Origin of the sequence: Streptomyces sp. NPDC096079, assembly GCF_040303145.1 — a bacterium.
Taxonomy (GTDB): Bacteria; Actinomycetota; Actinomycetes; order Streptomycetales; family Streptomycetaceae; genus Streptomyces.
This window is the reverse complement of sequence record NZ_JBEOST010000001.1, coordinates 315,008-337,499: the sequence shown is the minus strand read 5'-3', so window position 1 is coordinate 337,499 and position 22,492 is coordinate 315,008. Positions and strand designations below refer to the sequence as shown.

19 protein-coding genes are annotated in these 22,492 nt (G+C 73.4%); 11 read left to right on the top strand and 8 right to left on the bottom strand.

Features of this window, described 5'->3' with window-relative positions:
* Positions 1-11: 11 nt before the first annotated feature.
* The 7 genes from pstA to ABTY59_RS01525 all read left to right on the top strand — a co-directional run bounded on the left by pstA (position 12) and on the right by ABTY59_RS01525 (position 9,769).
* The gene (gene pstA, locus ABTY59_RS01555) at positions 12-1,199 is read left to right on the top strand and encodes a phosphate ABC transporter permease PstA (protein ID WP_352016880.1); all 1,188 of its coding nucleotides are present in this window, start codon (positions 12-14) and stop codon (positions 1,197-1,199) included.
* On the top strand, positions 1,196-2,983 hold the full coding sequence (pstS, locus tag ABTY59_RS01550) for a phosphate ABC transporter substrate-binding protein PstS (RefSeq protein WP_352016879.1): 1,788 nt from the start codon (positions 1,196-1,198) through the stop codon (positions 2,981-2,983). Before pstA ends, pstS begins: the two co-directional genes overlap by 4 nt.
* Positions 2,980-5,574, top strand: a complete 2,595-nt coding sequence (locus tag ABTY59_RS01545; protein WP_352016878.1) for a hypothetical protein — start codon at positions 2,980-2,982, stop codon at positions 5,572-5,574. Before pstS ends, ABTY59_RS01545 begins: the two co-directional genes overlap by 4 nt.
* A gap of 131 nt (positions 5,575-5,705) precedes the next feature.
* Entirely contained in the window at positions 5,706-6,680 is a 975-nt protein-coding gene (locus ABTY59_RS01540) for a substrate-binding domain-containing protein (protein ID WP_352016877.1), read from the top strand.
* A gap of 114 nt (positions 6,681-6,794) precedes the next feature.
* Positions 6,795-8,006 (top strand): hypothetical protein, encoded by a 1,212-nt coding sequence (locus tag ABTY59_RS01535; RefSeq protein ID WP_352016876.1) that lies wholly within the window; start codon positions 6,795-6,797, stop codon positions 8,004-8,006.
* Entirely contained in the window at positions 8,003-8,878 is an 876-nt protein-coding gene (locus ABTY59_RS01530) for a class E sortase (protein WP_352016875.1), read from the top strand. Before ABTY59_RS01535 ends, ABTY59_RS01530 begins: the two co-directional genes overlap by 4 nt.
* A gap of 87 nt (positions 8,879-8,965) precedes the next feature.
* Positions 8,966-9,769 (top strand): phosphate ABC transporter ATP-binding protein, encoded by an 804-nt coding sequence (locus ABTY59_RS01525; protein WP_352017298.1) that lies wholly within the window; start codon positions 8,966-8,968, stop codon positions 9,767-9,769.
* Positions 9,770-9,844: 75 nt separating this feature from the next.
* Here ABTY59_RS01525 and ABTY59_RS01520 read toward each other — a convergent pair whose 3' ends face one another.
* The 3 genes from ABTY59_RS01520 to ABTY59_RS01510 all read right to left on the bottom strand — a co-directional run bounded on the left by ABTY59_RS01520 (position 9,845) and on the right by ABTY59_RS01510 (position 13,264).
* Positions 9,845-11,497, bottom strand: coding sequence for a phospho-sugar mutase (locus ABTY59_RS01520; RefSeq protein ID WP_352016874.1), 1,653 nt, complete (start codon positions 11,495-11,497; stop codon positions 9,845-9,847).
* 325 nt (positions 11,498-11,822) lie between these two features.
* Positions 11,823-12,626 carry a purine-nucleoside phosphorylase gene (locus ABTY59_RS01515; protein ID WP_123455042.1) on the bottom strand — a complete coding sequence of 268 codons (804 nt, stop codon included), beginning with the start codon at positions 12,624-12,626 and terminating at the stop codon, positions 11,823-11,825.
* A gap of 200 nt (positions 12,627-12,826) precedes the next feature.
* Positions 12,827-13,264, bottom strand: coding sequence for a gamma-glutamylcyclotransferase family protein (locus ABTY59_RS01510; protein WP_352016873.1), 438 nt, complete (start codon positions 13,262-13,264; stop codon positions 12,827-12,829).
* 206 nt (positions 13,265-13,470) lie between these two features.
* Here ABTY59_RS01510 and ABTY59_RS01505 point away from each other — a divergent pair, with 206 nt between their 5' ends.
* Both ABTY59_RS01505 and ABTY59_RS01500 read left to right on the top strand, forming a co-directional pair.
* Positions 13,471-14,910 (top strand): NAD(P)H-quinone dehydrogenase, encoded by a 1,440-nt coding sequence (locus ABTY59_RS01505; protein ID WP_351190132.1) that lies wholly within the window; start codon positions 13,471-13,473, stop codon positions 14,908-14,910.
* A gap of 406 nt (positions 14,911-15,316) precedes the next feature.
* Complete coding sequence (locus tag ABTY59_RS01500) at positions 15,317-16,243, top strand: DeoR/GlpR family DNA-binding transcription regulator (protein WP_403536428.1); 927 nt, start codon at positions 15,317-15,319, stop codon at positions 16,241-16,243.
* A 69-nt stretch (positions 16,244-16,312) separates the two neighbouring features.
* Here ABTY59_RS01500 and ABTY59_RS01495 read toward each other — a convergent pair whose 3' ends face one another.
* Both ABTY59_RS01495 and ABTY59_RS01490 read right to left on the bottom strand, forming a co-directional pair.
* Positions 16,313-16,858: a TetR/AcrR family transcriptional regulator gene (locus tag ABTY59_RS01495; protein WP_352016871.1), complete on the bottom strand. Its 546-nt coding sequence runs from the start codon at positions 16,856-16,858 to the stop codon at positions 16,313-16,315.
* A gap of 75 nt (positions 16,859-16,933) precedes the next feature.
* The gene (locus ABTY59_RS01490) at positions 16,934-18,688 is read right to left on the bottom strand and encodes an acetyl/propionyl/methylcrotonyl-CoA carboxylase subunit alpha (RefSeq protein ID WP_352016870.1); all 1,755 of its coding nucleotides are present in this window, start codon (positions 18,686-18,688) and stop codon (positions 16,934-16,936) included.
* A gap of 373 nt (positions 18,689-19,061) precedes the next feature.
* Between ABTY59_RS01490 and ABTY59_RS01485 the strand changes: the two genes are divergently transcribed.
* Positions 19,062-19,484, top strand: a complete 423-nt coding sequence (locus tag ABTY59_RS01485; RefSeq protein WP_352016869.1) for a hypothetical protein — start codon at positions 19,062-19,064, stop codon at positions 19,482-19,484.
* Positions 19,485-19,486: 2 nt separating this feature from the next.
* Here the strand turns inward: ABTY59_RS01485 and ABTY59_RS01480 are convergent, their stop codons facing one another.
* The 3 genes from ABTY59_RS01480 to ABTY59_RS01470 form a co-directional block, all read right to left on the bottom strand.
* The gene (locus ABTY59_RS01480; protein WP_190155095.1) at positions 19,487-20,092 is read right to left on the bottom strand and encodes a nucleoside triphosphate pyrophosphatase; all 606 of its coding nucleotides are present in this window, start codon (positions 20,090-20,092) and stop codon (positions 19,487-19,489) included.
* A gap of 39 nt (positions 20,093-20,131) precedes the next feature.
* Positions 20,132-20,260: a morphogenic membrane protein MmpB gene (gene mmpB, locus ABTY59_RS01475; protein ID WP_086822151.1), complete on the bottom strand. Its 129-nt coding sequence runs from the start codon at positions 20,258-20,260 to the stop codon at positions 20,132-20,134.
* Positions 20,261-20,385: 125 nt separating this feature from the next.
* Entirely contained in the window at positions 20,386-21,054 is a 669-nt protein-coding gene (locus ABTY59_RS01470) for a TetR/AcrR family transcriptional regulator (RefSeq protein WP_403536419.1), read from the bottom strand.
* A gap of 37 nt (positions 21,055-21,091) precedes the next feature.
* Between ABTY59_RS01470 and ABTY59_RS01465 the strand changes: the two genes are divergently transcribed.
* Positions 21,092-22,486: an MFS transporter gene (locus tag ABTY59_RS01465; protein WP_352016867.1), complete on the top strand. Its 1,395-nt coding sequence runs from the start codon at positions 21,092-21,094 to the stop codon at positions 22,484-22,486.
* Positions 22,487-22,492 lie beyond the last annotated feature (6 nt).

The following is a 22,492-nucleotide window of genomic DNA, read 5'->3' as shown; positions in this document are numbered from 1 at the left end:
GGGGAAACCACATGACCATCGCCCCGGAGCGGCCGGCGCTGCGACCGCCCGCCGAGCAGGCCCCACCGCCCGGCCCGGAACGGCGGCGCGCCACCGGCACCCTGAGCGCCTCCGACCTGTACGCGGTGCTGGGCGCCGCGGCCGCCTCCCTCGCCCTCACCTGGCTGCTCTTCGCCCGGCTGCTGCCCTTCAGCGGCGCCGTCGGCTTCGTCCTCGTCGCGTACGTCCTCTTCCTCGGGCTCTACGCGCTGCTCGTCTCCTTCGACGAGGACGGGCCCGCCGTCCGCGACCGGATCGCCGGCGTCGTCGTCCGCACCCTGGGGCTCGTGCTCCTCGCCGTCCTCGTCTTCGTCGTCGCCTTCACCCTCTGGGAGGGCCGCGAGGCGCTCGTCCACCTCAACTTCTTCACCGAGGACATGAGCCTCGCGGGCCCCCTCGAACCCCTCGACGTCGGCGGCATCCTGCACGCCGTCGTCGGCACCCTCGAACAGGTCGGCATCGCGCTCGCGCTGACCGTGCCCGCCGGGATCGTCTGCGCGGTCTTCCTCACCGAGGTGCCGGGGCCCTTCGCGCGCCTGGTCCGCACCGTCGTCGAGGCGATGACCGCGCTGCCCTCGATCGTCGCGGGCCTGTTCGTCTACGCGACGGTCATCCTGGGCCTGGGCATGGAGCGCTCCGGCCTCGCCGCCTCGCTCGCGCTCTCCGTGATGATGCTGCCGATCATCATCCGCGCCGCCGACGTCGTCATCCGGCTCGTCCCCGGCACGCTGCGGGAGGCCTCGTACGCCATGGGCTCCTCGCGCTGGCGCACGGTCTGGCACGTCGTCCTGCCGACCGCGCGCTCCGGGCTGACCACGGCCGTCATCCTCGGCACCGCGCGCGGCGTGGGGGAGACCTCGCCGGTGCTGCTGACCGCGGGCTTCACCGCCGAGCTGAACGCCCTGCCGACCTCCGGCGCCCAGGTCTCCCTGCCGCTCGCCACCTTCGAGCTCGTCAAATCCCCCGAACCGAACATGATCGCCCGCGGTTTCGGCACCGCCGCCGTCCTGATGGTGCTCGTCCTGCTCCTCTTCGTCCTCGCCCGGATCGTGGGCGGGCGCGGACCCGGGCAGCTGACGAAGCGCCAGGAGCGTCGCAGGGCCGAGGCGTCCCGGCGCGATGCCGCCCGCCAGTCCGCACCTTCCGGGAGTACGCCGTGAGACCCGTGTCCGTCACCCGCACCCTCCTGGGGCTCGCCGCCGTCCTGTGCGCGCTGCTCGCCCTCCTCGCCGGTCCGCCCGCCGCGCAGGCCGCCGGATACACCAAGATCACCGGCTCCGGCTCCACCTGGAGCTCCAACGCCGTCGAGCAGTGGCGCCGCAACATCGGCGCCAACGTCGGCCTCACGGTCAACTTCAACGCCAACGGCTCCTCGCAGGGCCGCGAGCAGTTCAAGAACGGCACCGTCGACTTCGCCGTCACCGAGATCCCGTACGGACTCAGGGACGGCAACGCCACCGACGTCCCGCCGAGCCGCGGCTACGCGTACATGCCGATCGTCGCGGGCGGCACCTCCTTCATGTACAACCTGCGCATCGGCGGCCGCCAGGTCACCAACCTGCGGCTCTCCGGGCCCGTCCTCGCGAAGGTCTTCACCGGGCAGCTGACCATGTGGAACGCGCCCGAGATCAAGGCCGACAACCCCGGCCTGACGCTCCCCGCCCGGCGCATCGTCCCCGTCGTGCGCTCGGACGGCTCGGGCACCACCGCCCAGTTCACCACCTGGCTCGCCAAGGAGCACGGCGCCGTCTGGAACGACTACTGCCGCCGCGCGGGCCGCCAGACACCCTGCGGGATGACCTCGTACTTCCCCGTCGTGCCCGGCACCACCACCGTCGCCAAGTCGGGCTCGCTCGGCGTCTCCGCGCACGTCCGGCAGCCGCAGGGCGAGGGCGCCATCACCTACGTCGAGTACTCGTACGCGATCAACGCCCACTTCCCCGTCGCCAAGATCCTCAACTCCGCCGGCTACTACGTCGAACCGACCGCCTCCAGCGTCGCCGTCGCCCTGCTGCGGGCCCGGATCAACGAGGACCGGAACTCCACCGACTACCTCACGCAGATCCTCGACGGCGTCTACCGCTCCACCGACCGGCGCAGCTACCCGCTCTCCAGCTACAGCTACATGGTCGTCCCCACCAGCACGAGCGCCCCGCACACCGAGGACAAGGGCCGCTCGCTCGGCACCTTCGCCCGCTACTTCCTCTGCGAGGGCCAGCAGCAGGCCGAGGAACTCGGCTACTCGCCCCTGCCGAGGAACCTCGTCCAGGCAGGCTTCGACCAGGTCCGCCGGATACCCGGGGCGCCCACCGGCGCCGTCGACCTCTCGGACTGCCGCAACCCCACCTTCTCGGCCGACGGCACCAACACCCTCGCCAGGAACGCCCCCATGCCCAAGGACTGCGACCGGCGCGGAGCGACCCAGTGCGCCGACGGCACGGGCGGCGCGCGCGGCACCAGCACCCAGGTGAACCAGGGCGGTTCGGCCTCCGGCTCCACCGGCGGACCGGCGAACGGGGGCGGTGCGGCGAACGGCTCCGCGACCGGTTCCGGCGCCTCCGGCGGATCCACCGCGAACGGCGGTACGGGCTCCGCCGCGGCCGGCCAGGGCTCCGCCTCCGCGTCCGGCGCCGCCGCAGGCGGCGGCACGGCGTCCTCCGGCACCGCGACCGGCGGCGGGGCCGTCGACCCCGACACCGGAGAGGTGCTCGCCGGCGACGCGTCCGGCGGCGCCGGTGCCGCCGGTGGCCAGGGCGGCGGCCAGGACTCCGGCGCCCCCGGGGTCGTCGGCACCCCCGTCACCCTCGCCGCCGACACGGGAGGCGGACTGCGCGGCCTCCTCATGGCTCTCTCGGCCCTCCTGCTCCTCGCGACCGTCGTCGGGCCCCCGCTCGTCGGCCGCGCCCTCGCCGCCCGCGCCGAGCGCACCGGAGGCACCCGATGAACCCGACGACCCCACGGACCGGCCCGGTCCCCGGCAGGAAGGCCGCGCGGCGCACCCGGACCGCCCCGCCGCGCCGGGCGGCCGGGGTCGGCGCCCTGCTCGCCGCCGTCCTGCTCGCGCTGCTCCCGCCCGCCCGGGGCCCCGAGGCGGTGGCCGCCGACAGCGGGAGCTCGGCCGTCACCAAGCGCGGCACCAAAGGACCGTACGACGACTTCTCCGGCCTCGAAGTGACCGTCCACCAGACGAGGAACCTGCGCGCGCAGGGACTGCGGGTCACCTGGAAGGGCGGGAAGCCGACCGAGAGCTACAACACCGACTACCTCCAGATCATGCAGTGCTGGGGCGACGACCCGGCCGGACCGAAGCGGGAGCAGTGCCAGTTCGGCGCCGGGATCACCAGCGGCGGCAACTTCGGCACCCACATCGCCCGGCGGGAACTCGTCGTCGGCACCGACCCGCTGGAGCGGGAGTACGACGAGCTGATCCCCGACCCGGACGTCCCCGGGCAGCTGACCAGCCCCTTCGTCCCCTTCACGCCCGTGTCGGGGCCGCCGACGAAGAAGGTCACCGACTGGACCTACTTCAGCTCCGGCGACACGAACGAGGAGTTCTTCGTCGCCACCCAGCCCGACGGCACCGGCGAGGCCGCCTTCAACCTCCAGACCACCCGGGAGGCCCCGCACCTCGGCTGCGGCGACCCCCTCGGCAGCGGCGCCCGGGCGAAGGGCCGCGGCTGCTGGCTCGTCGTGGTGCCCCGCGGCTCCCACGAACCCGACGGCTCCACCGGCAACAACCACCGGCCCAACACCTCGCCGTTCTCCACCACCAACTGGAACCAGAGGATCGTCTTCCCGCTGGACTTCCTGCCGGTCCGGGAGCCCTGCCCCACGGACAAGGCCGAACGCCGCATGACCGGCTCGGAACTCGTCACCGACGCCGTCACGTCCTGGCAGTCGGCGCTCTGCGCCGACGGCACCACCCGCTTCACCTTCACCCAGCGCGGCGAGGACCTGGCCCGCGGCGGGCTGCTCAACCCGACCTCCACCTCGCCCGGCCTCGCCTTCACCGTCGCGCCCGTCGAGGGCGGCGAGCAGGCCGGCATCGTCCACGCGCCCGTCGCCGTCAACGGCCTCACCGTGGGCTTCTTCTGGGAGGCCGGCGGCATCGGACTCGTCGAGGACCTGAAACTGAGCCCCCGCCTCCTCGCGAAGCTGCTCACCGCCTCGTACCCCTACGACGTCCGGTACCTCACCGACACCGCCCCCGTACCGGACCACCTGAAAGGAAATCCGGAATCCATCGTCCGCGACCCGGAATTCCTGGAGCTGAATCCGGAATTCCGGCGTGCGCCGCAGGCGCCCCAGGTCTATCCCGGCGGAATTCTGCTCGCCGCAGACCGCTCCGACAGTGCGCGGATCGTCTGGAACTACCTTCGCGCCGACCGTGAGGCCCGGGAGTTCCTGGACGGAAAGAACGACCCCTGGGGGATGCACGTCAATCCGTACTTCAGGGACCTCCGGCTCGCCTCGCAGGGCGCCGACGAATTCATGAAGGCGGACCCCACGGAGACGGAACTCGTCTCGAACGACAGGACCATCAAGTACGGCCTGACCGACCGCTCGCCCTACGCGCTCGACATGCACGACGCCGCCCGCTGGGTCCGGCGGGGCACGAACAACGCGAAGGACCAGGCCCAGCACGACAACGTCACCAACGGGCCGAAGCTCGTCGGCCGGGACGTCCTGATCGGCCAGCGGCACGCCTACGGCATCACCGACACCGCGTCCGCGTCCCGCTACCAGCTCCAGATCGCGGCCCTGCGGAACGCCGACGGCGCCTACGTGCGGCCGGGCACCTCGTCCCTGCTCAAGGCGGTCGAACAGTTCCGGGACTCCGCCGTCCCCGGGGTCCTCGCCGCCGACCCGGCCCGCGCCAGGGACGGCGCCTACCCGCTCACGACGGTCACCTACGCCGCCGCATCCACCACGCTCCCCGCGGACGCCCGCAAGGACTACGCGCGCGTGCTGCGGTACGCGGCCGGGCCCGGCCAGCGCCAGGGCACCGCCCCCGGTGAGCTGCCCTACGGCTACGCGCCGCTGCCCCCGAAGCTGAAGGCCCAGGCCGCCGCCGCGGCCGACCGCCTGGAGCGCGGGGGGCCGGCCGGGCCCGGCACGGGCGGATCCGACGGCGGAGCGGGGACGGCGGGAGCGGGGACGGACTCCGGCTCCGGAGCCGCCACGGGCTCCGGCGGTGCGGGCACCGGCGGAGCGGACGCCGGATCCGGCGGAGCCGCGAGCGGCGGTACGGGCGGGGGCGCGGGCGCCGGTGCGGACGCCTCCCCGCCGCCCGCCGGCCCGGCCTCGGCCTCCGGCGCGGGCGGCGGGAACGGCGGTCCGCTCGCCGGGCAGCCGGCCGGCACCGGCACCACCCCCTCCCAGGTCCTCGGCGCCATCCGCTGGGTGCTGCTCGCCGTCCTGGTCGCCGGCGGCCTCGCGGCCCTCGCGGGACCCACCGCCCTCGGAATCGCCGGCCGCCGCCGAATTCCCTCGGATTCACCTAGGACAGGAATTCGTAACCTGAAGAGCGGCTGAACGTGGTGGTCGCCCCCGCGGCCCGTACGGAATTGTTGTTCCCGGCCGGTCGACGGACCGGCCGGATAAAGAATCCGGATTCTGCTTGTGCGTCCATTCCATGACATCCGTTTTCGCGGAGGAGATCAGAAGTGAACGTCAAGTCCCGCGCTCGTATCGGTGCCGCCCTCGGTGTGGCCGCCCTCGGTCTCGGTGTCGCCCTCGCCCCCGCCGCGCAGGCCGACCCCAACCCGGTCACCCAGTACCGCACGCTCGCCGGTGTCGGCTCCGACACGACCCAGGACGTCGTGAACGGCCTCGGCAACGTCGTCGTCAACGCCCTCGGCCAGAAGATCATCGCCTCCTGGGACGCCACCGGCACCGCCACGATCAAGACCAAGGCGACCGGCTGTGTCATCAACCGCCCGAACGGCTCCTCGGCCGGCATCGACGCCCTGCGCAACGCCGTGGACACCAACTCCGGCTGCCTCGACTTCGCCCGCTCCTCGCGCGGCCCGGTCGACTCCAGCACCACGGACCTGACCTGGATCCCCTTCGCCAAGGACGCGGTGTCCTGGGTGAAGCGCTCCGACAGCGCCCTGCCGTCCGACCTCACGACCGCGCAGCTCAAGGCGATCTACGAGTGCACCACGACCTCCCTCAACGGCGTGGCGCTCACCCCGATCCTGCCGCAGAGCAACTCCGGCACCCGCCAGTTCTTCCTGGCCTCCATCGGCGTCACCGCCCCGGGCGCCTGCGTCCAGCAGGGCGTCCAGGAGAACGACGGCACCGTCCTCGACAGCGCCGGCGACATCGCCCCGTACTCCGTCGCCCAGTACACGGCGCAGGAGAAGGCCGTCGTCACCGACCGCCGCGGTGCCGCCGTCCTCGGCTCCGTCGGTGCCGTCGCGCCCCGCAACGCCGACAAGACGCTCAACCTGTCCTTCCCCTTCACCCGTGACGTCTACAACGTCGTCCCGACGGCCAAGCTGACCAACGCGACGATCTCGTCGACCTTCGTCGGCTCCTCCTCCAAGGTCTGCGCCGCCGGTACCACCATCGCCAACTACGGCTTCGGCACCCTCGGCACCGCCTGCGGCGCCACGACCGTCAAGGGCGAGCGCTGACCACCCGCCCCTCCTGACCGCACACCGGCCGGGCACCCCCGTGGTGCCCGGCCCCCCGGCGTACCCCGCCCAGCCCCTCACCGACCCGCCATCCGCCCCGGAGGAACCCGTCCCATGAACCCCGTCACCCCGCTCAGATCACCCGTGGCGCTGCTCACGGCGCTCGCCCTCCTCTGCGGCACCCTGGCGATCGTCCTCGCCCTGTCCACGCCCGCCGGCGCCGCCACCCGGCACGGCACCCTCACCCTCACCCCCGCCTCCGGCACCGTCGCCGCCGGCCCGACGGCCGTCACCGCCTCGGCGGCCTGCCCCGCGCCCGCAGCGCCCGACACGCCGTACGTCAAGGGCGTCCTCGTCCTCGTCAACCCCGGCGACCCGACGCTCGGCGCGCCCATCGCCGAGGTCGTCCCCGGCGGGCCGCTCGGCACCACCCCGATCTCCGGTCCGCTCGCCGGCTCCGGCACCGGCTACGCCACCCTCCAGGACCGGCTGCGCGAACTCGTGCCCGCCGGTCCCCTCGACGGCCGGTACGAACTGCGGCTCTCCTGCGAGACCGCCGACAGCGAGGCACGCGCCGCGTACTTCTCCCAGATGATCGAGGTCACCGGCGACCATTGGGCCGCCATCGCCCAGCAGGCGACCAACCTGAACGTCACCGCCGACAGCGCGAGCCCGCCCGTCGGCCGCCCCTTCACGATCACCGCCGAGGTCCAGCCGGCCACCGCCACCGGCACCGTCACCTTCATGACGCTCGTCGAGGAGGAGATCGTCGAGCTCGGCACCAAGGAACTGGTGAACGGCAAGGCGGACATCGGCGCCACCATGCACGACACCCTCAACGCCGAGTTCCCCGTCCTCGCGCAGTACACCCCCGCCGACCCGGCCGCCTACACGGCCTCCTCGCAGCTAGCCGCCTTCTACGCGGGCCCCGCCGTCACCCCCACGCCGACCGGCACCCCGACGCCGACCCCGACCGGCACTCCCAGCGGCACCCCGACCCCCACCGGCAGCCCGACCGACGAGCCCACCGGCGAACCGACCGACGACCCCACGGACGGACCGACCGACGAGCCGACCGACGGGCCCGACGACTCGGCGACGCCCAGCCCGACCGCCTCCACCGGCGGCGACTCCGGCACCGGCGGCGACTCCGGCACCGGCGGTACGTCCGGCGGCTCCACCGGCACCACCACGAACGGCGGCTCCGGCAGCCTCGCCGCCACCGGCTCCACCGCAGCCTCCGCCGCACTCGGCTCCCTCGCCCTCTGCCTCCTCGGCGCGGCGGCCGTCCTCCAGACCCGCCGCCGCAAGGCCCGCCGTCCGTGACCACCGCACCGGCCCCCGCCGCCCCCCGAGCCGGGCTCGCCCTGGCCGGGGCGGCCCTGTCCGTCCTCGCCGCCCTCCTCATCGGCTTCGCCGCCAACCTCACGGTCGTCGGCCACCTCCAGCACGCCCGCGACCAGTCCACCGCCTACGACGACCTGCGCGAGCAACTCGCCCTCGGCACCGCCCCCGTGGGCCAGACCACCTACGACGGGAAGCCCGTCGCCCTCGGCGCCCCCGTCGCCCTGCTCCGCATCCCCGCGCTCGGACTGCGCGAGGTCGTCGCCGAGGGCACCACCTCCGGGGTCCTCATGTCGGGCCCGGGACACCGCCGGGACACGGCGCTGCCCGGCCAGCCCGGGGCCAGCGTGATCATGGGCCGCCAGTGGGGCTACGGCAGCCCGTTCCTCGACGTGCACCGGCTCCCGGCCGGCGCCCGCGTCGAGATCACCACCGGCCAGGGCGAGGCCGTGTACGAGGTGACGGCCGTCCGCCGCCCCGGCGACCCCCTGCCCGCCGGCCTCGCCCCCGGCGAGGGCCGGCTCACCCTGCTGACCGCGAGCGGCGGCGCGTACACCCCCCAGGACGTCGTCCGGGTCGACGCCACCCTGCTCGGCACCGCCCGACCCAGCCCGCCGCGTCCGCTGAAGGCCGGCTGGATCACCGCCGCCGAGGAGCCGCTCGCCGGGGAGACCGACGTCTGGCCCGGGATCCTCCTCGGCGTCCAGGGGCTGCTCGCCGCCGCCCTGCTCACCGTCGCCGGCCGGCGCCGCTGGGGCACCCGCCAGACCTGGGTCACGGCGGTGCCGGTCCTGGTCGCCCTGGGCGTCCTGGTGTCGGGCCAGCTGACCCGGCTCCTCCCGAACCTGCTCTGACCGCACGGGAGTCACCCTCCCGAAGGCCGCCGACCGCAAGGAAGTCACCCCGTGACCGATCTCGCCGACACCGTCACCCTGCCGCCCGTGCCTCCCCAGGCGCCGCCGCCCTCCCGGGCCGCCGCGCTCGAAGCCGAGGCCGTCTCCGCCTGGTTCGGCGACCGCAAGGTCCTCGACCGGGTCTCGCTCGCGATGCCCGCCCGCGAGGTCACCGCCCTCATCGGCCCCTCGGGCTGCGGCAAGTCGACGTTCCTGCGCATCCTCAACCGGATGCACGAACTCACCGGCACCGCCTCCCTGGCCGGCCGGGTCCTCCTCGACGGCTCCGACATCTACGACCGGGGCCGCCGGATCACCCACGCCCGCCGCGAGATCGGCATGGTCTTCCAGAAGCCCAACCCGTTCCCCGCCATGTCCCTGTACGAGAACGTCCTCGCCGGCCTCAAGCTCGGCGGCATCAGGGCCGGCCGCGAGGCCAAGGACGACCTGGTCGAGGAGTGCCTCACCAAGGCGGGGCTCTGGCGCGAGGTCAAGGACCGGCTGCGACAGCCCGGCGGCGCCCTCTCCGGCGGCCAGCAGCAGCGCCTGTGCATCGCCCGCTCGCTCGCCGTCCGCCCCCGCGTCCTGCTCATGGACGAGCCCTGCTCGGCGCTCGACCCCACCTCCACGCGGCGCGTCGAGGAGACCATCGCCGAACTGAAGGCGGAGGTCACCGTCGTGATCGTCACCCACAACATGCAGCAGGCGGCCCGCGTCTCCGACTCGTGCGCCTTCTTCCTCGCCGAGCAGGGCACCCCCGGCGTGATCGTCGAACACGGGCCGACCGAGCGGATGTTCGGCTCGCCGGCCGACCCGCGCACCGCCGACTACGTCAACGGCCGCTTCGGCTGAACGGGCCCGGAGTTCACGCGTACGGGCGAGGGCCCGCACGGAATCCCCTCCGTACGGGCCCTCGGGCGCGGTGTGTCAGAGCCCGGCCGCCTCGGCCAGGTCGCGCTTGATCGCGGCGAGCAGCTCCGCGCCGGTCGCGCGGGCCGTCACCAGCTCGCTCCCGTCGCCGACCGGGACCACGACCTCCAGGTAGCACTTGAGCTTGGGCTCGGTGCCGGAGGGGCGGACGATCACCCGGGCCTTGTACGCGCCCTCCAGGTGGTAGCGCAGCCCGTCCGTCGGCGGCAGCGACTCGGTGCCCTTCGTCAGGTCCTCGGCCGAGACGACCGTCAGACCGGCGAGGGAGACCGGCGGGCGCTCGCGCAGCGCCGCCATCGCGTTCGCGATGATCCCGAGGTCCTCCACCCGCACCGACAGCTGGTCCGTGGCGTGCAGACCGTGCGCCACGGCGAGGTCGTCGAGCAGGTCGGAGAGCGTCCGGCCCTGCTCCTTGAGCACCGAGGCCAGCTCGGTGACGAGCAGCGCCGCCGTGATGCCGTCCTTGTCGCGGACGCCCTCCGGGTCGACGCAGTAGCCGAGCGCCTCCTCGTATCCGTACCGCAGGCCGTCGACGCGGGCGATCCACTTGAAGCCGGTCAGGGTCTCCTCGTAGCCGACGCCCGCCGCCTCGGCGATCCGGCCGAGCAGCGAGGAGGACACGATCGACTCGGCGAACACGCCGGTGGCGCCCTTGTGCACCAGGTGCGCGGCGAGCAGCGCGCCCACCTCGTCGCCGCGGAGCATCCGCCAGCCGCCCTCGACGTCCGCGTCCGGAACGGCGACGGCGCAGCGGTCCGCGTCCGGGTCGTTCGCGATGACGAGGTCGGGGTCCACGGCGCGGGCGGCCTCGAAGGCCAGGTCCATGGCGCCCGGCTCCTCCGGGTTCGGGAAGGCGACCGTCGGGAAGGCCGGGTCCGGGTCGGCCTGCTCGGCGACGAGCGCGGGCGGCGGGAAGCCGGCCCGGGCGAACGCGGCCGTCAGGACGTCCTTGCCGACGCCGTGCATGGCCGTGTAGACGGTCCGCGCGGTCCGGGGGGAGCCGGGGGTCAGGACGGCGTCCGTACGCTCCAGGTAGGCCGCCAGGACCTCGTCCCCGAGGGTCTCCCAGCCGCTCTCGGGCCGGGGCACGTCGTGCAGCGACCGGATGGCGTCGATCTCGGCGGCGATCTCCGCGTCGGCCGGGGGCACGATCTGCGAGCCGTCGCCCAGATAGACCTTGTAGCCGTTGTCCCGCGGCGGGTTGTGGCTCGCGGTCACCTCGACGCCGGCGACGGCGCCCAGATGCCTTATGGCGTACGCGAGGACGGGCGTCGGCAGCGGGCGGGGGAGCAGCGCGGCGCGCAGCCCGGCGCCGGTCATCACGGCGGCGGTGTCGCGGGCGAAGTCCTCGGACTTGTAGCGGGCGTCGTAGCCGATGACGACGAGACCGCCGTCCTGGCCCTTCGCCTTGAGGTACGCGGCCAGGCCCGCGGCGGCGCGGATGACGACCGAGCGGTTCATCCGCATCGGCCCGGCGCCGATCTCGCCGCGGAGACCGGCGGTGCCGAACTGGAGCGTGCCGCCGAAACGGGCGGCGAGCTCGTCGGTGGCACCGGCCTCGATCAGCCGCGAGAGCTCCTCGCGGGTCTCCGGGTCGGGGTCCTCGGCGAGCCAGGTCCGGGCTCGGGTGAGGAGGTCGTCCTGCGTCACGGTGTGCCTTTCGGTGGTACGGGCCGGGTGGGCGGCGGGGCGGGCGGGGCGGGCCGGTGGGGGTGGACCGCTGCGCGGAGCCTTTCCCCACCCCGCCCCTTCCCGAACTGGGGGCAAGCCCCCAGGCCCCCGTACGGCCTGACGGCCGTGCCCTCAAACGCCGGGCGGGCTGAGTTTCCGCCCAGCGGGCGGAAGATCCAGCCCCGCCGGCGTTTGAGGGCACGGGGTCCGGGGCGGAGCCCCGGATGCTTCAGCCGTCCGGCCCCCGCGGACCGGGGTCCGGGGCAGCGCCCCGGTTACGGGAAGGGGCGGGGTGGGGGAGAGGTCAGATCCGGTCCAGGACCCGCGTCAGCAGCTCACCCATCCGCGCCGCCGAGTCGCGCCCCGCCTGGAGCACCTCCTCGTGGTTCAGCGGCTCGCCCGAGAGCCCCGCCGCCAGGTTGGTGACGAGCGAGATGCCGAGGACCTCGGCGCCGGCCTCGCGGGCCGCGATGGCCTCCAGGACGGTGGACATGCCGACCAGGTCGCCGCCCAGGACGCGGACCATGTTGATCTCGGCCGGGGTCTCGTAGTGCGGGCCGGGGAACTGGACGTACACGCCCTCCTCCAGCGTCTCGTCGACCTCCTTGCACAGCGCGCGCAGACGCGGCGAGTACAGGTCGGTGAGGTCGACGAAGTTCGCGCCGACGATCGGGGAGGCCGCCGTCAGGTTGATGTGGTCGCTGATCAGGACCGGCTGGCCGGGGCGCATGCCCTCGCGGAGGCCGCCGCAGCCGTTGGTCAGGACGACGGTCTTGCAGCCGGCGGCGACGGCGGTGCGGACGCCGTGGGCGACGGAGGCGACGCCCCGGCCCTCGTAGAAGTGGGTGCGGCCGAGGAAGACCAGCGCGCGCTTCTCACCGATCTTGTACGAGCGGACCTTGCCGCCGTGGCCCTCGACGGCCGGCGGCGGGAAGCCGGGGAGCTCGGTCACCGGGAACTCGGCCTCGGGGGCGCCGAGGGCGTCGACGGCCGGGGCCCAGCCGGAGCCCATGACCAGGGCGACGTCGTGGTTCTCGACGCCGGTCAGCTCGCGAAGACGTGCGGCAGCGGCCTCGGCGGCCTCGTACGGGGTGGCAGTTGCGTTCACTGACTCTCTCGCCTCGGGGAGGGGGGTCCGAGGGGAGCCCCGGACGGATTTGTTACGCGAAGCAGCGTAGCCGGAGATTGCCTACGCGCGTAGATGACGATGCTGACGGACATGCGATCGTTGTCTTGTCGTTTCCGACGAACGGGGGGTTCCGGCCACCCGGTCGGATCAACCCGGCGGGGCCGACCGTGGCCGCCCGGTCAGCAGGGGCGCTTCCGCAACTCCATCACGTAGTCGTGCGGCGCGCCCGCCGACTCGGCCGCGTCGGCGACCTCGCCCAGGTACCGCGCGGACGGCAGCCCGCCCTCGTACGCGTTGAGGACGTACACCCAGGCCGCCTCCTCGCCGTCCAGGGTGTGCACCCGCACCCGCATCCGCCGGTAGATGTCGAGCCCGACGCCCTCCCAGCGGTCCATGGAGTCCTCGTCCATCGGCGCGATGTCGTACAGCGCCACGAAGACCTGCGACCGGGGGGCCTCCACGATGGTGGCCAGCGCTCCCTCCCAGCCCATCTGCTCTCCGCCGAAGGTCAGACGCCAGCCGTTCAGCCAGCCGGTGCCGCGCAGCGGGGAGTGCGGTGCGCGGCGGCTCATCAGCCGCGCGTCGAGGTTGCCGGCGAAAGCGGCGTAGAGCGACATGGGACCGAGGGTACGGGAGGGGGCGGGGTGTCCGGCGAAGGACGGGGTGGGGGCCGTCCGGGCGGCATCGGAGCCCCCGGCGCGAGGCAGTGCCGGGCGTGCGGGAGAATGGGGTACGCACTTGAAGCGTGCGGGACAATGGCGTACGCACTGCATCCCAGCGGGGGGACCCCCCGGCAGAACGAGAGCGCGAGGCGTAGATCCCAGTGACCCGGATCGTGATCATCGGCGGCGGACCCGGCGGATACGAGGCGGCCCTGGTGGGCGCCCAACTCGGCGCGGAGGTGACCGTCGTCGACTGCGACGGCCTCGGCGGCGCGTCCGTCCTGACCGACTGCGTTCCCTCGAAGACCCTGATCGCCACCGCCGAGGTGATGACCACCTTCGACTCCTCCTACGAGGAGCTGGGCATCATCGTCGCGGACGACACCCCGCACATCGAGCAGGCCGCCCGTGTCGTCGGCGTGGACCTCGGCAAGGTGAACCGACGGGTGAAGCGCCTCGCGCTCGCCCAGTCCCACGACATCACCGCCTCCGTGACCCGGGCCGGCGCCCGTGTCCTGCGCGGCCGCGGCCGGCTCTCCGGCCGGCAGGCCGTGGACGGCTCCCGCCAGGTGGTCGTCACCGCCGCCGACGGCACCGAGGAGACGCTGACCGCCGACGCGGTGCTGATCGCGACCGGCGCCCACCCGCGCGAGGTGCCCGACGCCAAGCCGGACGGCGAGCGCATCCTGAACTGGACCCAGGTCTACGACCTCAAGGAGCTTCCCGAGGAGCTCATCGTGGTCGGCTCCGGCGTCACCGGCGCCGAGTTCGCCGGCGCCTACCAGGCGCTCGGCTCCCGGGTCACCCTCGTCTCCTCCCGCGACCGCGTCCTCCCGGGCGAGGACCCGGACGCCGCCGCCGTCCTGGAGGACGTCTTCCGGCGCCGCGGCATGAACGTCATGGCCCGCTCCCGCGCCGAGTCGGCCAAGCGGGTCGGCGACCGCGTCGAGGTCACCCTCGCGGACGGCCGGGTCATCTCCGGCACGCACTGCCTGATGGCCGTCGGCGCGATCCCGAACTCGGCCGGAATGGGTCTGGAGGAGGCGGGTGTCCGGCTGAAGGACTCCGGTCACATCTGGACCGACAAGGTCTCCCGCACGAGCGCCCCCGGCGTGTACGCGGCCGGCGACGTCACGGGCGTCTTCGCGCTCGCCTCGGTCGCCGCCATGCAGGGCCGGATCGCGATGTACCACTTCCTCGGCGACGCGGTGGCCCCGCTCAACCTGAAGACCGTCTCCTCGAACGTCTTCACCGACCCGGAGATCGCCACCGTCGGCTACACCCAGGCCGACGTGGACGCGGGCAAGATCGACGCCAAGGTCGTCAAGCTGCCGCTGCTGCGCAACCCCCGCGCGAAGATGCAGGGCATCCGGGACGGCTTCGTGAAGATCTTCTGCCGTCCGGGCACCGGCATCGTGGTCGGCGGCTGCGTCGTCGCCCCGAAGGCCAGCGAACTGATCCACCCGATCTCGATCGCGGTCGACAACAACCTGACGGTCGAGCAGATCGCCAACGCGTTCACCGTGTACCCCTCCCTGTCGGGCTCGATCGCGGAAGTGGCGCGCCAGCTGCACACCCGGAAGGCGACGGGCGAGGCCTGAGCCGACGCGCCGGGGCCGGGGGCGAGGGACTGCACGGTCCCTCACCCCCGGCCCCGCCGTCCTTCCCGGGCCGGAAGGGCAAAGGCGTCGCAAATGCTTTCACCGCTTACCTCGTCCGGTCGCGCTCGGTCGCGGACGCGCACGGCAGTGGCACACCCGAAAGGCGGCGGGCAGGGTGTGGCGTCCGGGTGCGGGCGGGGTCCCGCCTGCGGGAACGGTTCGCCGACTCGGACAACCCCCGGCAAGGCGGGGCATAGAACGATCAACGAAGAGGTCTCCCATACCACTTGGAGGCCCCGTCTGTGCGCATCTTCTGCAATTCGGCGCATACTGCTGAAAACTATCGGCCGGTCACGTTACTGTCAGTTTCGTGTTCGCTGCAGAACGTCGCCAGTTGATCCTCGAAATGGTGCGAGCCAATGGGGCCGTGTCGCTCCGCGAGCTCGCCCGCGTCGTCCAGACCTCTGAAGTGACCGTACGGAGAGACGTACGGGCCCTGGAGGCAGAAGGACTCCTCGACCGCCGTCACGGCGGTGCGGTGCTGCCGGGTGGATTCACGCGAGAATCCGGCTTCCCGCAGAAATCCCATCTCGCCACAGCGGAGAAGACGGCCATCGCCGACGTCGCCGCGAGCCTCGTCGAAGAGGGCGAGGCCATCGTCGTCGGCGCCGGGACGACCACGCAGGAGCTGGCCCGCCGGCTCGCCCGCGTGCCCGGACTCACCGTCGTCACCAACTCCCTGCTTGTCGCCCAGGCCCTCGCCCACGCCAACCGGGTCGAGGTCGTCATGACCGGCGGCACCCTGCGCGGCTCCAACTACGCGCTCGTGGGCAGCGGGGCCGAGCAGTCGCTCCAGGGGCTCCGGGTCTCCCGGGCCTTCCTCTCCGGGAGCGGCCTGACCGCCGAGCGCGGCCTGTCCACGTCCAACATGCTCTCCGCGAGCGTGGACCGGGCGCTCGTCCAGGCGGCGGCCGAGGTCGTGGTCCTCGCCGACCACACCAAGCTGGGCTCCGACACCATGTTCCAGACGGTGCCGACGGACGTCATCACCCGGCTGGTGACCGACGAGCCCCCGGCCCACGACGAGCGCGCCGCCACCGAGCTCCAGGCCCTCGCCGACCAGGGCGTGCAGATCGCCGTCGCCGGCACGGGCACGGCCACCGGCCCCGCCGGCGGTGAGCAGCTCCCCCCGGGCGCCCGCCCCCGCCGTGACGTGCCGCTCCCCGTCCAGCGCGGGCGGATGGCGGCCGGTCAGTTCCGGGGACCGGGCGGCGGCATGGCCGCCGAGACGCTGGAGCGCACGGCCCGGGTCGCGGACATGCGCCGCCGCTGACGCCGCCCCGACGGCCGCAGTACCCGAGGGACCCTCCCCCAGGGGTCCCACGCCGCTTCCCGTACGACCTCAGTCCTTCAGTCCCCGCACCGTCAGCGCGAGCAGCCGGTCCGCCAGCTCCGCGTCCTCCGGGCACTGCTCGGCCGCCAGCGCGATCGCGTTGGTCAGCTGCATCAGGTCGCCGATCGACACGTCGGCGCGCACCTGCCCCGCCTTCCGGGCCGATTCGAGCAGCCGCTCGCCCGCCGCGCGCAGCGGGACGCTGCACCGCGCCAGGGCCGAACTCCGGTCGTACGAGGCCGACATCAGCGCGTGCGCGAGCCCCCGGTACTCGCCGGCGTGCGCGATCAGGGCCCGCAGCCACTCCACGAGCGCCCGGCAGGGATCGTCCGCCTCGGCCAGCTCCCGCGAGCGGTCGAGCAGTTCGGCCAGCGCCTCCTGGAAGACCGCGTTCAACAGGTCGGCGCGGGTGGGGAAGTGGCGGTAGAGCGTGCCGATCCCCACGCCCGCGCGCCGCGCGACCTCTTCGAGGGGCGCGTCCGCGCCCTGGGCCGCGAAGGCGGCGCGGGCTTCGATGAGCAGTCGCTCGTGGTTGCGGCGGGCGTCGGCACGCATGGGCGGAACGGTCCCCTCGACGAAGGGCCCGCAGGCGGCTGCCTGCGGGCCCTTCGTACCGTACTGCTTGCGGCGTCAGTCCTTGATGTCGCAGATGGTGGCACCGGAGGTGACGGAGGCGCCGACCTCGGCGGACAGGCCCTTGACGGTGCCGGAACGGTGGGCGTTCAGCGGCTGCTCCATCTTCATGGCCTCCAGGACGACGATCAGGTCGCCCTCCTTGACTTCCTGGCCCTCCTCGACCGCGACCTTCACGATCGTGCCCTGCATCGGGGACGCGAGGGTGTCGCCCGAGGCGGTCGGACCGGACTTCTTCGCCGCGCGACGCTTGGGCTTCGCACCGGCCGCCAGGCCCGTGCGCGCCAGCGTCATGCCGAGGGAGGACGGCAGGGAGACCTCAAGGCGCTTGCCGCCGACCTCGACGACGATCGTCTCGCGGCCCGCCTCGTCCTCGTCCGTGTCCGCGCCGGCGGGGGCGAAGGGCTTGATCTCGTTGACGAACTCCGTCTCGATCCACCGCGTGTGGACCCGGAACGGGTCGGCGGTGAAGTCGGGGTCGACGACGACGGCCTGGTGGAACGGGATGGCCGTGGCCATGCCCTCGACCTTGAACTCGGCGAGCGCGCGGGCCGCGCGCTGCAGGGCCTGCTCGCGGGTGGCACCGGTGACGATCAGCTTGGCCAGGAGCGAGTCCCAGGCCGGGCCGATCACCGAGCCGGACTCGACGCCCGCGTCGAGGCGGACACCGGGGCCGGTCGGCGCCTGGAACAGGGTGACCGTGCCGGGGGCCGGGAGGAAGTTGCGGCCCGGGTCCTCGCCGTTGATGCGGAACTCGAAGGAGTGACCCCTTATGGCCGGGTCGTCGTAGCCGAGCTCCTCGCCGTCGGCGATCCGGAACATCTCACGGACCAGGTCGATGCCCGCGACCTCCTCGGTCACCGGGTGCTCGACCTGGAGTCGGGTGTTGACCTCCAGGAAGGAGATCGTGCCGTCCGTGCCGACGAGGAACTCGACCGTGCCGGCGCCGACGTAGCCGGCCTCCTTCAGGATCGCCTTCGACGCCGCGTACAGCTCGGCGTTCTGCGCGTCCGTCAGGAACGGCGCCGGGGCCTCCTCGACGAGCTTCTGGTGGCGGCGCTGGAGCGAGCAGTCACGGGTCGAGACGACGACCACGTTGCCGTGGGTGTCGGCGAGGCACTGGGTCTCGACGTGGCGGGGCTTGTCGAGGTAGCGCTCGACGAAGCACTCGCCCCGGCCGAAGGCCGCGACGGCCTCACGGACGGCGGAGTCGTACAGCTCGGGGACCTCTTCGAGGGTGCGGGCGACCTTCAGGCCGCGACCGCCACCGCCGAAGGCGGCCTTGATCGCGATCGGCAGGCCGTGCTCCTGGGCGAAGGCCACGACCTCTTCGGCGCCCGAGACCGGGTCCGGCGTGCCGGCGACCAGCGGGGCGCCGGCGCGCTGCGCGATGTGCCGGGCGGCGACCTTGTCGCCGAGGTCCCGGATGGCCTGCGGCGGCGGGCCGATCCACGTCAGGCCCGCGTCCAGGACGGCCTGGGCGAACTCCGCGTTCTCGGAAAGGAATCCGTAGCCGGGGTGGACGGCGTCCGCGCCCGAGTCCTTCGCGGCCTGCAGCACCTTGGCCATGTCCAGGTAACTGGTGGCCGGGGTGTCACCGCCCAGAGCGAACGCCTCGTCAGCCGCCCGGACATGCAGGGCATCCCGATCCGGATCGGCGTACACGGCCACGCTGCCGATGCCGGCGTCCCGGCACGCCCGGGCCACACGGACAGCGATTTCGCCACGGTTGGCGATGAGCACCTTGCGCACGATGGCTCCCTCCTTGAAACAAGCTGAGTTTAGGGACTGCCGACACGGCCTTTCGACCCGTCCCCAGTGGTGAGCTTGCCCACACGGAGCGTGACCCCGGGCCCGCTCGGGTCGTGAATTCCCTTGTCGCACCACGGTACGCAGGGTTCCTTTACGGCACAGTAGCTCCGAGGTGTGGCGCAGGTCTCTGTTCGTGGGACCAGGGGCCATTCGGGTTTCTTTGTGGAGTCCCTACGAATGGCTCGTCGATTCTTTGCCTCCGTGTCCGTCGTGTCCCGCCGTGCGTGAACTCTTGTCCGGGGGTTTACCGGCCAGTAGCCTTCGCGCTGTCGAACGTACTGGCGGTAACCGGCGATTCCAGGGGGTGGCCGAGGTGGCCCGCAGACCGATAGCGCTCGTGACGGCCGCGGTGCTCTTCCTCGAAGCGCCCGGCATCGTCGCGATCAACGCCGTGATGGCGGGATTCCTGGAAGCCCAGTCGATGTCCCTCGACGGCATGGACCCCGACGCGATGGTCGCCGGCACCTGGGGACTCGGCATCGCCTCCGGCATCGCCCTCCTGGTGTGCGCCCTGGTCGCCCTCGTCGCGGGGCTCCGCGACCGCCGTCCGGGCCGCTTCGGCCGGGCCCTCCTCATCGGCTGCGCGATCGTCCACGGCGTCCTCGGCGCCGTCGCCGTCGCCCTGCTCGGCTGGACCGCCTTCGCCTTCCTGGTGGCCGTCCTCGGACTCGTCGTCCTCACCCTGGTGGTCTACGGCAAGGAGGACGCGGCGGCCGAGGGGCCGGCCGCCGCCTGACCTCAGGCCCAGAGGTCGGTGATCTCGACGTCCAGCTTGCGCAGGAGCCGGCGCAGCAGCGGCAGGGACAGGCCGATCACATTGCCCGGGTCGCCGTCGATGCCGTCGATGAACGGCGCCGAGCGGCCGTCCAGGGTGAACGCGCCCGCCACGTGGAGCGGTTCGCCGCTCGCCACGTAGGCGGCGATCTCCTCGTCCGTCGGCTCGCCGAAGCGGACCACCGTGGAGGCCGTCGCCGACTCGAAGCGCTTGGCGGCCGTGTCGTACACGCAGTGGCCGGTCTGCAGGATGCCGACCCTGCCCCGCATGGCCTTCCAGCGGGCGGTGGCCTCCTCGGCGTCGGCCGGCTTCCCCAGGGCCTGCTTGTCGAGCTCCAGGACCGAGTCGCAGCCGATCACGAGCGCGCCGAACGCCTCGGGCCGGGCGGCGACATGGGCGGCCTTCGCCTCCGCGAGGGCGAGCGCCAGCTCGGCCGGGGTCGGGGCGTGGACCTTGTCCTCGTCGACGCCGCTCACGATCACCTCGGGGGCGAGTCCGGCCTGCCGGAGCAGACCGAGCCGGGCGGGGGAGGCGGAGGCGAGCACGACACGGCGCGGATCAGCAGTCATGGGGGCAGCGTAATCGGGTCGGTCCGCCGCCGGTGCCCTTCAGCGCGTGCCGGTCAGGAGTACGGCCAGGACCGCGGCCACGGCGAGCAGCACACCCGTACGACTGATCAGCGCCTGCATCTCGCGGAGGAACTTCGGCGGCTTGTTCTCCGGGTCCGACCACAGCATGGTCCCGATCCTGCTGCCGGGGCGGCCGGTGCGCCTGAGTACGGATACTCAGGCGCACCTGTGCGGAAGGACCATTCGCGGAGGGGGCACGTCCCGGGAGGCTCAGGTCCGGGCGGACCGCGGCCTCACTCCCGTACGAACACCCCGTCCCGCGCCGCCACCAGAGCCGCCGTCACCGCGCGTTCCGCGACGGCGCCGTCGAGCTCCTCGCGGGTGACCGCGAAGCGGTAGTAGAGCGGCGCGGAGACGGCGCGCAGGAGCTCGACGGGGTCCGTGCCCGCCGGGATCTCGCCGCGCTCCGCGCCGCGGACGACGACCGGGGCCCATTCGGCGAGCCGGGTCCGGTAGAAGCCGGCGAGGGCGAGGGCGCACTCCTCGTCGCAGGCCGCCGCGGCGATGACCGCGCGGAAGACCGCGCCCATCCGCGGGTCCACGAGGGTGGCCCGGACGAGTTCGGCGTTGGCCCGCAGGTCGCCCGCGAGGCTGCCGGTGTCGGAGGCGGGCAGCGACTGCTCCGCCATGTCGTGCAGGAGGTCGGTGACCAGGCCGACGGGGGAGCCCCAGCGGCGGTACACGGTGGTCTTGCCGACGCCCGCGCTCGCGGCGATCCGGTCCATGTTCAGGGCGTGGAAGCCGGTGTCGGCGAGGGCGTCCAGGGTGGCGTCGAGGACCGCCCTGCGGACCTTGGCGGTGCGGCCGCCGGGGCGCATGGTGCCGGGCGAGGCCGGCCGGCTCTCAGTCAAACGGGTCTCCTGTTCCATTAACGCCTGCCACTCTGCTACGGTACGGGACATCTTAACGGAACCATTCTCCCATTAAGGGGTCGTTCGCATGGTTGCCCTGGATCTCCCCGCCCCCACCGCCCCCGCCGAAGCCCGGATGACCGGCCGGATGCGGCTCGTCCTCGTCGTCCTCCTCCTCGCCCAGTTCATGCTGGCCGTCGACTTCTCGATCCTGAACGTCGCCCTGCCCGTCATCGGCCAAGGACTCGGCTTCGGCCTCGGCGGGCTCCAGTGGATCGCCACCGCCTTCGCCCTCGCCGCCGCGGGATTCACCCTGCTCCTCGGGCGCGTCGCCGACCTCGTCGGCCGCCGCCGCCTCTTCCTCGGCGGCATGGCCCTCCTCGGCGCCTCCTCGCTCGCCGGAGGCCTCGCCACCGGCCCCGAGACGCTCATGGCCGCCCGGGTCGCCCAGGGCCTCGCCACCGCCGCCGTCACCCCCGCGGGACTCGCCCTGCTCACCTCGTCCTTCCCCGAGGGCCCCCTGCGGGCCAGGGCGCTCGGCCTGAACGGCGCCCTCATGTCCGCGGGCTTCACCACCGGCGCGATCCTCGGCGGCGTCCTCACCGACCTGCTCTCCTGGCGCTGGGCCTTCTTCGTCAACGTGCCCGTCGCCCTCGCCGTGCTCCTCGTCGCCCCCGCCGTCCTCAAGGAGAGCCGCCCGGCCGTCCGGCCCCGCCTCGACGTGCCCGGCGCGATCACCGTCACCGGCGGACTCCTCGCCCTCGTCTACGGCCTCACCGTCACCGGCGAGCACGGCTGGACCGATCCCACCGCACTCACCGCCCTCGCCGTCGGAGCGGCGCTCCTCGCCGCCTTCGTCCTCGTCGAACGCCGGGCCGCCTCCCCGCTCGTCCCGATCCACGTCCTCAAGCGCCGCACCGTCGTCTGGGGCAACCTCGCCGGGCTCGTCGCCTTCGTCACCGAGACCTCCCTGGTCTTCCTGATGACCCTCTACCTCCAGGACGTCCTCGGCTTCTCCCCGCTCGCCGCCGGACTCTCCTTCGGCGTCCTCGGCGCCGGCACGGTCCTCGGCGGCGTGACCGCCTCCCGCTTCATCGGCCGCTTCGGCGCCCGCGCCGCCCTCGTCGCCGGCGGCCTCCTCCAGGCCCTCGCCACCCTCGCCCTGTACGGGCTCGGCGACGACCGCTCCGGCCTCGCGCTGCTGCTCGCCGCGACCTTCGCCGGCGGCGTCGGCAACATGCTCGCCATCGTCGGCTTCATGGTCACCGCCACCTCGGGCCTCCCCGACACGGAGCAGGGCATGGCGACCGGACTCGCCACCATGACCCAGCAGGTCGGCATCACCATGGGCACCCCGATCATGAGCGCCGTCGTCGTCACCGCGCCCGTCCTCCTCGACGGCATCGGCCTCGCGGTCCTCGTCAACGCCGCGATCGTCGCCGCCGGAGCCGTACTGGCGGGCGTGTTCCTCCGCCGCACGTGACCGGTG